The sequence below is a fragment of the Corallococcus terminator genome, from assembly GCF_003611635.1.
GTDB lineage: Bacteria > Myxococcota > Myxococcia > Myxococcales > Myxococcaceae > Corallococcus > Corallococcus terminator.
The window spans coordinates 1-12687 of the sequence record NZ_RAVZ01000295.1 but is presented as its reverse complement, the minus strand read 5'-3'; the positions used below and the strand labels follow the sequence as shown (position 1 = coordinate 12687).

Below are 12687 nucleotides of genomic sequence, written 5' to 3'. Positions count from 1 at the left end.
CAGGCCCCACGCCGCGCGCACGCAGACGCGCCGCGAGCGCCCAGGCCTCATCGCGCAGCTCCGCGTAGGACAGCGTCCGGTCCACCGCCACGACCGCGGTGCGACCGGGCGTGCGCGCTGCCTGCGCCTCGAAACGGGACACCACCGTCGCCTCCCCTGACAGGGCACGCACCGTAGGCGACCGCTCTGACAGCAACCGCGCACGGGCCCCGACAGACATCAGGCGAAGGGTGTCCAGCCGGGCCCCGGGCCGAGCCAGCGCATCGGCGAGCAGCGCCTCGTACGCGTCAAACAGGCGCTCCACGGTCTCGGGCTCGAACAGGTCCGTGGAGTACTCGATGGCCGCCCCCATCCCCTGCTCCCGATGGAGCACGGTGAAGGTGAGATCGAAGGTGGACGTGCCCGCCTCCAGGGGCACCTCCGTGACCGCCACGTCCGCGAAGGCCCCCTGCCCCGCTGGCTGCGCGTTGAGCACGAACATCGCCTGGAACAGTGGCGTGTGCGCGGTGCTGCGCGGCGGTTGCAGGTGCTGCACCAGCCGGTCGAAGGGCAGGTCCGCGTGGCTGAACGCCTCCACGCAGGTGGTCTTCACGCGCGCCACCAGCGACTCGAAGGACGCCGCCGGATCCACTCCAGTGCGCAGGACGAGCGTGTTGATGAAGCAGCCCACCAGCGACTCGGTGCCAGCCACGTCCCGCCCCGCGATGGGCGTGCCCACGAGGATGTCGTCCTGGCGCGTGTGGCGGGCAAGCACCGCCTGGAACGCCGCGAGCAGGAGCATGAAGGGCGTGGCATCCCAGGCGCGCGCCCGGGCGGGCAGCGCGTCAGCGAGTGCCGGCGACAGCTCGAAGTGGAGCGTGCGGCCCCGGTCCGAGCGCTGCGCGGGACGCGGGAAGTCCCCTGGCAGCTCCAGCACCGGCAGCGGTCCGGCCAGCTTCGTCTCCCAGTACGCCAACTGCGGCGCGAGCGTGTCCTCCGCCCACAGCCGCCGCTCCCACACGGCATGGTCCGCGGGCTGGTACGGCAGCGCGGGCAACAGTGCCGGCGTGCCCCTGCGCTCCCCGGCATAGAGCGCGGCTGCGTCGCGTAGCAGCACCTGGATGGACGCGCCGTCGGCGACGAGGTGATGCACGGCGAGCACCAGCCAGTGCTCCTGCGCGCCCACCGTGTAGAGCTGCGCGCGGAACGGCGCCTCGTGCTCCAGCGCGAAGGGCTCGCGGATGAAGCGCGTGGCCCGCGAGACCACCCACGACTCCCGAGCGTCCGGCTCCAGGCCGGAGGCATCCAACCGCTCCAGCGAGAAGTCCACCGGTGCGAAGGACTGGGCGGGTTCGCCGTCCATCATCGCGAAGCGTGCCCGCAGTCCCTCGTGGCGGGCCGTCAACGCGCGCAGGGTCCGCTCCAGCGCCTCCGGCTCCAGCGCCCCCGTGAGCCGGAGCGCCGTGGCGATGGTGTAGAACGCGCTGCCCGGCTCCAACTGCTCCAGGAAGTACAGGCGCTGCTGCGCGGAGGACAGGGGCAACGGCGCGTGACGCGGCTGGGGCTCCACCGGAGGCAGTCGGAAGAGGCCGCGCGCCGCGTCCAGCCGGGCCGCCAGCTCCTCCACCGTCGGCGCCTCGAAGAGGACGCGCAGCGGCAGGGACACGTCGAAGAGCGCCTCCATCCGGGAGCGCAGCCGCATCGCCAGCAGCGAGTGCCCGCCCAGTTCGAAGAACCCCCGTTGCACGTCCCGCACCGGAACGCCCAGCAACTCCTCCCACAGCGTGCACAGCCGCGCTTCCGTCTCCGTCCGAGGCTCGCGCGCCCCGGCTCCGTCCGCGCCCTGCGCCAGCGCGGCCGTCCGCAGGGCCGCGCGGTCCACCTTGCCGTTGGGCGTCAGCGGCAGCTTCGGCAGCACCGACCAGACGGACGGCACCATGTATTCGGGCAGGTGCTCCAACAGCGCTGCGCGAAGGGTGGCGGGTCCCAGCGTCCGTCCCTCCCGGGGCACGACGAAGCCCGCGAGCTGCTGTCCCCCGGTGGTGTCCTCGCGAGCCATCACGAGCGCGTCCGCCACGTCCGGCAGGGCCAGCAAGCGGGCCTCCACCTCGCCCAGCTCGATGCGGTAGCCGCGGACCTTCACCTGATGGTCCAGCCGGCCCAGGTACTCCAGGCGACCGTCGCTCAGCCAGCGGACCTTGTCCCCGGTCCGGTACATCCGGCCCCCGGGCTCACGGCCGAACGGATCCGGCACGAAGCGCTCCGCGGAGAGGTCCGGCCGCAGCAGGTAGCCGCGCGCCAGACCATCGCCCGCGAGGAACAGCTCGCCCGGCACGCCCAGCGGCACCGGCCGCCAGGAGGCATCCAGCACGTAGGCGCGCGTGTTCTCCAGCGGCCGGCCGATGGTAGGCCCCCGCGACTCGTCCCGGGGAATCAACTCCCACGTCGAATAGGTGGTGTCCTCCGACGGCCCATAGAGGTTGTAGACGCGCTCCACGTGGTCGAGCGCGTAGAGCCCGTCCACGGTGCGCCGGGGCAGCGCTTCGCCCGCGAGGTTCACGCCCCGCACCGAACGCGGCAGTCCGCCCACGCGCAGCAGCTCCGCCATGGCCGAGGGCACCGTGTTGACGAGCGTCACCTCTTCGCGCCGCGAGAAGCCGGGCAGCTCCAGCACGCTGCCCACCACCAGCACCCGTCCCCCGTGCGCCCAGGGGACGAACATCTCGAACACGGACAGGTCGAAGCAGACGGACGTGGCGGCGAGCACCCCGTCCAGCAAGGCGGGAGCAAAGACATCCAGCGCCCAGGTCAGCAGAAGCGCCGCGCTCCGGTGCTCGATGGCCACGCCCTTGGGCCGGCCCGTGGAGCCCGACGTGTAGATGAGGTACGCAAGCCCCTCCGGCCAGGCGCGGGGCAGGAGCGCGGCCTCGGACTCGTCCAGGAGAAGCTCCTCCAGGTCCTCCAACACCAGCGTCTCGGGCCGCGCATCCGGCAGGGATCCCAGCACCGCGCGCTCGCTGATGACCAGCGCCGCCACGGAGTCTTCCAGCAGGTACGCCAGCCGCTGCGCGGGATAGTTCGGATCCAGGGGCGCGTAGGCACCGCCGGCCTTGAGCACGGCGAGCAGCACCACCGGCAGGTCCACCGTGCGCCGCAGGCACACGCCCACCCGCACCTCCGGCCCCACGCCTCGCCCCACCAGGTGCCGCGCGAGCCGGTTGGCCCGGCGCTCCACCTCCGCGTACGTCCACGCGCGCGTGGCGTCCGCCACCGCCACCGCGTCCGGGGTGCGCAGCACCTGCGCTTCGAAGCGGGTGTGCAGCAGCGAGCCGTCGCGCGGCAGGGCCCCGGGAGGACTCCAGGTGTCCAGGAGCAGCGCCGCTTCCGAGGGAGGCAGCAAGGGCAGGAGATCCAGCCGCTCCGCGGGCCGCGCCAGCACGATGTCCAAGAGCCGCTCGAAGTGGGCAAGCCAGCGGTCCATCGTGGCCGGTTCGAAGAGTTCGCGGCTGTACTCCAGATGGCCGACCAGCCCTCCGGGCGTCTCCTGCAGGGAGAGCGTCAGATCGAACTTCGCGGAGTGGCTTTCGATCTCCAGCGGGCGCAGCACCAGCCCGGGCAGTTGGAACTCGCCCGGGGGCAGGTTCTCCAGCACCAGCATCACCTGGAACAGCGGATTGCGGCCCAGGTCGCGCGGCAGGCTCAGCGCCTCCACCAGTTGCTCGAAGGGCAGCTCCTGATGCGCGTACGCCTCCAGCGTCACGGCCTTCACCCGCCGCGCCAGCTCGCGGAAGGTCGGCGCCCCGGCGAGCGACACCCGCAGGGCCAGGGTGTTGGCGAAGAAGCCCACCACCCCCTCCAGCTCCCGGCGGGGCCGGCCGGCGATGGCCGTGCCCACGACGACGTCCGTCTCTCCCGTGAAGCGGTGGAGCAACGCACTGAACGCCGCGAGCAGCGTCATGAAGGGCGTGACGCCCTCCTCCTGTCCGAAGCGGCGGACCGCGTCGGACAGGGCACGGGGCAGCGCGAACGCACGCGTGGCGCCGTGGTGGAGGGAGCGGGCCGGACGCGGATGATCCGCGGGCAGCTCCAGCGGACGCAGCTCGCCACCCAGCCGTTCGCGCCAGTAATCCAGGTGGCGGCCCGGGGCCTCGGAGTGGAGCCACGCCTCCTGCCACTCGCTGAAGTCAACGTACTGGAGCTCTGGCTCCGGCAACGCGGGCGGCCTGCCTTCGCACCGCGCGGCGTACAGCGCCGCCAGCTCGTGGGTCATCACCCCCACCGACCAGCCGTCGCAGATGATGTGGTGCAGCACCAGCAGCAGGACGTGCTCGGTGCCGTCCAACGCCACGAGCACCGCGCGCATCAGCCCCGGCTCGGTGAGGCTGAACGGTGCATCCGCCTCCCGGGTGCAGAGGGCTCGCAGCGCGGCCTCCCGCTCACCAGGGGGCAGCCCGACCAGGGACTCGCGCCGCAACACCACGGACCGGGCCGGGTGGATGAGCTGCACCACCTGCTCGCCCTCTTCCGCGAACGCGGTGCGCAGCGATTCGTGGCGCTCCACGAGCGCGTCCAGGCTCGCGGCCAGCGCGTCCTCGCGCAACGCGCCCGTCAGCCGCAGGGCGAAGGGCATGTTGTAGGTCGCGAGGCCCGGCTCCAGCCGGTCCAGGAACCACAGGCGCCGCTGCGCGGACGACGCCGGGAAGACGAAGACCTCGTCGGCCTCCAGTTCCACCGCTGTCTGCTCCAGGGCACTCACCGCTTGACCTTCCGTCCCTGCCGCGAGGCGCGGCCGATGCGTTCTGAGTCCACGCCGGGAGTGCCCGCGTCGCGCAGGGCCGCCACCACCTTCGCCAGCGCTGAAACCGTCGGGTGCTCGAACACCTGGCGCAGCGGCACGTCCACGCCCAGCGCGTCCCGCAGCCGCGCCACGAGCTGGGTGGCCAGGAGCGAGTGCCCTCCCAGCGCGAAGAAGTCCTCCGTGGCCCCCACCCTCGCCACCGCGAGCACGTCCGAGAACACGCGCGCGAGCGCCAACTCCAGCTCGCCTTCGGGCGCGACGAACTCCTCCTCCGTCGCACGCTCCGGGGCCGGCAGCCGGGCGCGGTCCACCTTGCCGCCCGGTGCGATGGGCAGCGCGTCCAGGCACACGTACGCGCCCGGGACCATGTAGTCCGGCAACCGGCTCTTGAGGAACGCCCGCAGCGTGGAGCCCGTCGGACGCGTCTCGGCGCGCGGCGTGACGTAGACCACCAGCCGCTTGCCGGCCGGGGGCTCCTCGCGCACCGTCACCACCACGTCCTTGACGTCCGGGTGCGCGCTGAGCGCGGTTTCAATCTCCCCCAGCTCGATGCGGAAGCCGCGGATCTTCACCTGGTGGTCGCTGCGCCCCAGGTACTCCACCATGCCGTTCTCCAGCCGGCGGGCCACGTCACCCGTGCGGTACAGCCGGCCGCCGGGCTCTGGGGAGAACGGATCCGGGATGAACCGGTCCGCGGTCAGGTCCGGCCGGCGGAAGTAGCCCCGGCCCACGCCCACCCCTCCGATGAAGACCTCGCCCGACACGCCCCGCGCCACCGGCTGGAGGTGCGCGTCCAGCACGTGCGCGCGCATGTTCGGGATGGGCAGGCCCAGGGGTACCTCGTGCGCCTCCAATACGGCCGGGTCCAGCGCGTTCAGGTCGCACGAGGTGCCGATGACCGTGCACTCGGTGGGGCCGTAGGAGTTGAACATCCGCACGGACGGACCCACCACGCGCATCCACGCCTGCACGCGCGAGGGGAGGATCTTCTCCCCGCCCGACACCACCACGCGCACCGACGGAGGCAGCGTGAGCGTCCCCCGCTCCAGCTCCGCGGTCAGCTCCGCCCAGAGCGCGGCGGGCATGCTCAAGTACCCGATGCCCCACGCGTGCACCTTCGCCGTGAAGCCCGCGACGGAATCCAGCGTGTCCGGCTCGCGGATGACCAGCGTCCCGCCCACGAAGAGGCAGGGGAAGATCTGCTCCACGCTCATGTCGAAGCTGATGGACGACAGCAACAGCGCGCGGTCTTGCTGGATCAACCCGTACACGCACGCCGCCGCATCGCTGTAGTTGACCAGCGCGGCATGGGGAATCATCACCGCCTTGGGCACGCCCGTGGAGCCCGACGTGTAGATGAGGTACGCGAGTGAGTCCGGACCGGTGACCTTCGGCGGCGCCTCCACCGGCTGACGCCCCAGGGTGTCCGCCTCACGCTCCCAGAGGACACACGCCACATCCTCCGGCGGGGACGTCGCGCCCAGCAGGTGCTCACGCGTGACGAGCACCCGTGCCCCCGAGTCGCGCAACATGAACGCCAGCCGCTCGGGCGGATAGGCGGGATCCAACGGCAGGTACGCCGCCCCGGCCTTCAGGATGCCCATCAGCGTCACCAGCAGCTCCAGGGACGGCTCCAGGCAGAGCGCCACCACGCTCTCCGGCCCCACGCCGCGCTCACGCAGCGCCCACGCGAGCTGGTTCGCCCTCGCGTCCCACTCCCGGAAACTCAGCCCCACGCCCCGGTGCTCCAGCGCGGGCGCGTCCGGCCGCAGCCGGGCCTGTCGCTCCAGCAGTTCGTGCGCGAGCTCGCACGCCATCGGCGCCGCCGTCGCGTTCAGCGTGTCGAGGAAACGCCGCTCCTCCGGCGGCAACACCGGCAGCTCGCGCAGCCGCGCCTCCGGCCGTTCCACCAGGCCCCCGAGGAGCACCTGGAAGCTGCGCGCCAGCCGCTCCACCGTCCCGGACTCGAAGAGGTCGGTGTTGTACTCGAAGGTGTACTCCAGCCCCTCCGGCGCCTCGGTCATCGCCAGCGAGAGGTCGAACTTCGCGGTCGCCGTGGAGACCTCCCGGGACTCCATCCGCAACCCCGGCAGCTCCACCGCGCCGCCCGGCGCGTTCTGGAGCACGAAGAGCACCTGCACCAGCGGGGACTGGCTCAGGTCCCGCTCGACGCCGAGCCGCTCCACCAGCACGTCGAAGGGCAGCGCCTGATGCGCGTAGCCCGCGAGCACGGTGCGCCCCACGCGCTCCGCGAACACCGCGAAGGGCTCCTCCGGATCCACGTCCGCGCGCAGCGCCAGCGTGTTGACGAAGCACCCCAGCACCCCCTCCACCTCCTGGCGGGTGCGGTTCGCGATGGGCGTCCCCACGATGACGGTGCGCTGTCCGGTGTAGCGGTGCAGCAGCGCTTGAAAGGCCGCCAGCAACGTCATGAACAGCGTGCGCCCCCCGCTGCGTCCCTGCGCCTCCAGGGCCCGCGCCAGTTCGAGCGGGAGCACCCCGGAGAGCAGCGCGCCCCGGGTCGTCTGGACCGCCGGACGTGGCCGGTCCGTGGGCAGGCGCAGCGGCGGCGGGCGCTCCCCCAGGTGCTCCTTCCAGAAGGCCAGGTCCGCCGCCAGTGTCCGCGCACCGGCGCCTTCGCGCTGCCAGACGGCATAGTCCGCGTACTGGATGGGCAGCGGGGCCAGGGCCTCCGCCACACCCGTCACCCGGGCCGCGTAGGTGCGCGCCAATTCCTGGAGGAGCAGTTGGATGGACCACCCGTCCGCGATGATGTGGTGCATCGCCACCAGCACGACGTGCCGCTGCTCGGACAGGCGATACAGCCGCACGCGCAACAGCGGCCCCGTGGCGAGATCGAAGGGCCGCCGCGCGGCCTGCGCCAACGCCTCCTCGTCCAGCGTCCCGGACACGTCCTCCCGCTCCAGGGTGAAGTCCATCGTCGGGTGGATGACCTGGACGCACTGGCCTTCCCGCACCGCGAACGTGGTGCGCAGCGCTTCGTGACGGACCACGAGCTGGCGGAACGCACCCTCCAGCGCGTCCTCATCCAGGCGCCCCTCCAGCCGCACCGCGCCCGCGATGGTGTAGAGGGGGCTGCCCGGCTCCAGTTGATCCAGGAACCACAGGCGCTGCTGCGCGGACGACGCGGGCAGGGGCCCGGTTCGCGGCACCGCGGGAATGCGCTCCTCCGCCACGGAGAGCGTGCCTCCCAAGGCCAGCGCCCGCGCGAAGTCCTCCAGCACCGGGTGCGCGAACAGCAGCCGCAGCGGGGCCTCCACGCCCAGCTCCGCGCGCAGCCGCGACGACACCTGGGTCGCGAGCAGGGAGTGTCCCCCCAAATCGAAGAAGTCCTCCGAGGGCCGCGTGACGGAAGTCCCCAGGACCTGGGACCAGATGCGGGCCACCCGCTGCTCAGCCTCCGTGAGGGGCCGCGAGGCCCCCACAGGCGACGCGTCCTGCGAGGCCACGAGCGCCGCGAGCGCCTTGCGATCCACCTTGCCGCTCACCGTCACCGGCAGCGCGTCCAGGGGCACCAGCAGCGACGGCACCATGTACGCGGGCAGCTTCGCCTTGAGGGCCTCGCGCAAGGCCCCCAGCTCCAGCCGGGTGCCCGCGCGCGGCACCACGAAGGCCGCCAGCCGCTTGCCGTCACGACCGTCGTCCAGCGCCGCCACCACGCAGTCCGCCACGTCGGGCAGCCGGCTGAGGACGACTTCCACCTCCCCCGTCTCCACGCGGAAGCCGCGGATCTTCACCTGCTGATCCACGCGGCCCAGGAAGTCCACCTGTCCGTCCGGCAGCCAGCGGGCGAGGTCGCCCGTGCGGTACATGCGCTCGCCCGGTGCGAAGGGGTTGGGCACGAAGCGCTCCGCGGTCAGGTCCGGGCGTCCCAGATAGCCGCGCGCCAGTCCCACGCCTCCCACGCACAGCTCACCGGGCGTTCCCGGCGGCACGAGGTTGAGGTGCGCGTCCACCAGGTACACCCGGTAGTTGTCCACCGGCACCCCGATGGGAACCTGCGTGTACCGCCGCCAGTCGCGGGTGAAGAGCGCCGTGGTGTTGAGGCACGCCTCGGTAGGCCCGTAGTAGTTGACCAGGGTGGAGATGTCCGCGTGACGCTCCACCAGCTCCACCACGCTCGCGCCCAGCACGTCCCCGCCGAAGCAGAGGTAGGGGACCTTCAGCTTCCGCTGCGCGCTGCCCAGCTCCAGCAGTCCCTTGAGCAGCGCGGGCACGGAGTCCACCACGTCGATGCGGTGCTCCACGACGTAGGCGTGGAGCGCCTCCGGCGACACCAGCGTGTCGTACGTGGGCAGGAAGAGCGCGTCGCCCCGCATCAGCGGAAGGAAGAGCTGGTGCACGGACACGTCCACCGCGGGGGACACCAGCAGCAGGTGCCGCAGCCGTCCAGCCGGGGAGAACATCCGCCGCAGCCAGTGCACCTGGTTGCTCAGCGCCCGGTGCTCCATCATCACGCCCTTGGGAGCGCCCGTGGTCCCCGACGTGTAGATGACGTACAGCAGGTCTCCGGGCCCGTTCACACCGGGCAGCGGCGCGTCGTCCCCGCCCTCCGCGTCCACTACGCCCAGGGCGCACCGCGTCCCTTCGAAGCGCACGGACGGGTGCTCCTCGTCCTCCAGCAGCCAGCGCGCGCCCGCGTCCTTCAGCAGCAGCGCCGTGCGCTCCGGCGGGTGCGCGGGGTCCAGGGGCAGCCACGCGCCGCCCGCCTTCACCACCGCGAGGATGCCCACCACCATGTCCACGCACGGCCGCGAGAGCACCGCCACCACCGCCTCGCGCCCGACGCCCATCCCCCGCAGTCGCCGCGCCAGCACGTTGCTGCGCGCATCCAGCTCCCGGTACGTCAGCCCGTGGCCTTCGTGCCACACGGCCAGCGCCTCCGGGTGGAGCGCTGCCTGGTCCGCGAAGAGCTCCCCCATCGTCCGGTGCGACGCGTGCTCGTGGTGCGCGACGTTGAAGCCCGCGCGCAGCCGCGCGTCCTCGTCGGGAGGAAACAGGGACAGCTCGCGCAGGGCCGCCTGGGGACGCTCCACCAGCGCCTCCAGCAGGCACACGTAGCGCCGAGCGATCCGCTCGATGCGGGCAGCGGAGAAGAGGGCGCGGCGGAAGCTCCACTCCAGCAGCAGGGGTCCGCCCCCGGTCACCCGCGCCGTGAGCGTCAGCTCCACCTTGGACGTGGGCAGGGGCGCCTCCAGCCGCTCCAGGCCCAGGCCCGCCCCGGCGTCCAGCACCGCCGGGCCCTCCTCCTCCAGGCTGAACAGCACGTCGAACAGCGCCCCCCGCGCGGTGCCAGCGCCCTCCTGGGCCTGCGCCGCGACGTGGGCGAACGGCAGCTCCTGGTTCGCGAGCGCCTCCTGCGAGGTGCGGGAGACGCGCGACAGGAACGCGAGGGCGGACTCCTCCTCGCGGACGGTGTTGCGCAGCACCACCGTGTCCATGAACAGGCCCACCGCGTCCCGCAGCTCCGGGTGTCCGCGGCCGAGCACCGGCACGCCCACCGCCACGTCGCGGGTGGCGCCATGGCGTGAGAGCAGCACCGCGAAGGCCGCCAGCAGTCCGTTGAACAGCGTGGTCCCCTGGCGCTGGCACAACGCCCCCAGCCGCGCCGTGAGCTCCGGTGACAACGTCACGGTCCGGGCGTCGGCCTCCAGCGAGGCGGCCTGGGTGCGTGGCCCATCCGAGGGGAGGTCCAGCGGCGGAGGCGGCGGCGTGAGCACCCGACGCCAGTGCGCGGCCTGAGCGCTCGACTCCGCAGACGCCAGACGCTCCCGCTGCCACGCGGCGGCGACCCGGGGCCCGGGGCCCGGGGGTGGCAGGGTCGCTCCGGCATACAGCGCCACCAGTTCCCGGAGCACGACCTCCACCGACGCAGCGTCGGAGATGAGGTGGTGCAGGTCCACGAGCAGCAGCGCGGGTGCGGCCTCGCGCTCCACCAGCGCCGCCCTGAACAGCGGCGCCGTCGCGAGGTCGAACGGTCGCGCGAAGGCGCGCGCCAGCGACGGCACATCCTCGCCGGACACCTGACGCTCCAACCGGAAGGGCACCGACGCGGCCACGCGCTGCCGCACCTCCCCATCCACCAAGACGAAGGACGTGCGGAACGCCTCATGCCGCCGCACCAGCGCCCCCAGCGCCTCCTCCAACCGGCCCGCGTCCACCGCTCCTGTCAGCGCCAGCGCGCCCGTCATGTGGTAGCGCGGGTCGTCCGCACCGGCCTGGGCCTGGAGCACGTAGAGCTGCGCCTGCGCCGCCAGGACGGGGTAATGCTCGGCCTCCGCGACCTGGGGCAGCGGAGCCCACGCCGGCGCCGCGGCGTCCACGCGCTCCGCGAGCGCACGCACCGTGGGCGCCTGGAACACGTCCACCAACGACACCCGACGCCCCGTCGCTTCCGTCACCCGGTGCGCCAGCCGCACCGCGAGCAGCGAGTGCCCTCCCCGCTCAAGGAACGAGTCCGTCACGCCCAGGCCCTCCGCACCCAGCACCTGCTGGAAGAGCGGCAGCAGCCGGACCTCGGTCGGCGTGGCGGGCGCGACGCTCGGAGCGTCCTCCAATCCCTGTCCGGGCTTCAGCACCAGCGAGTTGCGGTCCACCTTGCCGCTGGGCAGCGTGGGGAGCGCGGTCAGCGGGACGAAGTGCGCCGGCACCAGGGCGGCTGGCAGGAGCCGCGACAGGACCTCGCGCGGCGGACGCGAAGGCTCGCGCGGCACGTAGAACGCCGCGAGCACCGGACCCGCGACCGCATCAGTGCGAACCACCACCGCCGCGGCCGACGCCAGGCCCGACGTCACCAGACACGCTTCGATTTCGCCGGGCTCGATGCGGTGACCGCGCAGCTTCACCTGGAGATCGCCACGCCCGTGGTGCTCCAGTTCTCCGGAAGGCAGCCACCGGGCGCGGTCGCCAGTGCGGTACATCCGCCCGCCCCGCGCCAGCGCGGACGCCACGAAGCGCTCCGCCGTCAGCTCCGGCCGCCCCAGGTAGCCCCGGGCCAGCCCCTCGCCCGCGATGCACAGCTCGCCCACGACGCCCGGAGGCAACAGCTCCCCTGCCGCATCCAGCACCAGCACCTGGGTGTTGAGGACCGGCCGCCCCACGTCCACGGCGACCTTGTCCGTCACCTCGCTCACCGTCGACCAGACCGTGGTCTCCGTGGGCCCGTACAGGTTGAAGATGCGCGCGGAGGTGAGCGTCCGCGCGCGCGCCAGCAGGTGCGCCGGCAGCGGTTCACCGCCCACGAGCAGCAGCCGCACCCCCGCCAGGGCGGCCCGCCCCACGGGGTCCTCCAGCAGCAACTGGAGGCGCGACGGCGTGAGCTGCACCACGTGGCAGCCCGTCTCCTGGATGCGGGCCCCCAGTCGCTCCGGGGCGCGCTGGGACGCTTCGTCGGCCAGCACCACCTCATGCCCCAGCCACAGCGGCAGCAGGGTCTCCAGCGCGAAGATGTCGAACGTCGCCGTCGTGGTGCACAGGAAGCGCAGCCGCTCGCCCTCCAGCGGCAGCGCGTCCACCATCGCCGCGAGGAAGTTGCTCAACGCCCGGTGGGGCACCTGCACGCCCTTGGGGCGGCCCGTCGAACCCGACGTGTAGAGCACATAGGCCACGTCCTCGGGTCGGGCCTCCGGAAGCACCACCGTGCCCACGACGAACGCCTCCGCGCCCGACGCGGTGCCCTCCACGGACACCACCTCCACCGCCAGCCCGTCCAGCGTCCGCGCGCCCCCCGCGTCCACCACGACGTGGCGCACGCCCGCGTCCTCCAGCAGCATCGCCAGCCGCTCCCGGGGCTGCTGCCCATCCAGCGGCAGGTAGGCGGCGCCCGCGAGCAGGATGCCCTTGAGGCCCACGAGCAGCTCCACCGTCCGGTCCGTCAGGAGCCCCACCAC

General features: G+C 72.9%; 2 protein-coding genes. Both read right to left on the bottom strand.

All coding sequences use genetic code 11. The annotated features are described in order from the left end of the window. Nucleotides 1-4735: non-ribosomal peptide synthetase (locus D7V88_RS31700; protein ID WP_120544358.1), on the bottom strand; the 4735-nt coding region annotated here is incomplete at its 3' end. Beyond that, nucleotides 4732-12684 (bottom strand): non-ribosomal peptide synthetase, encoded by a 7953-nt coding sequence (locus D7V88_RS31695; protein ID WP_279636105.1) that lies wholly within the window; start codon nt 12682-12684, stop codon nt 4732-4734. The genes D7V88_RS31695 and D7V88_RS31700, both read right to left, overlap by 4 nt. Nucleotides 12685-12687 lie beyond the last annotated feature (3 nt).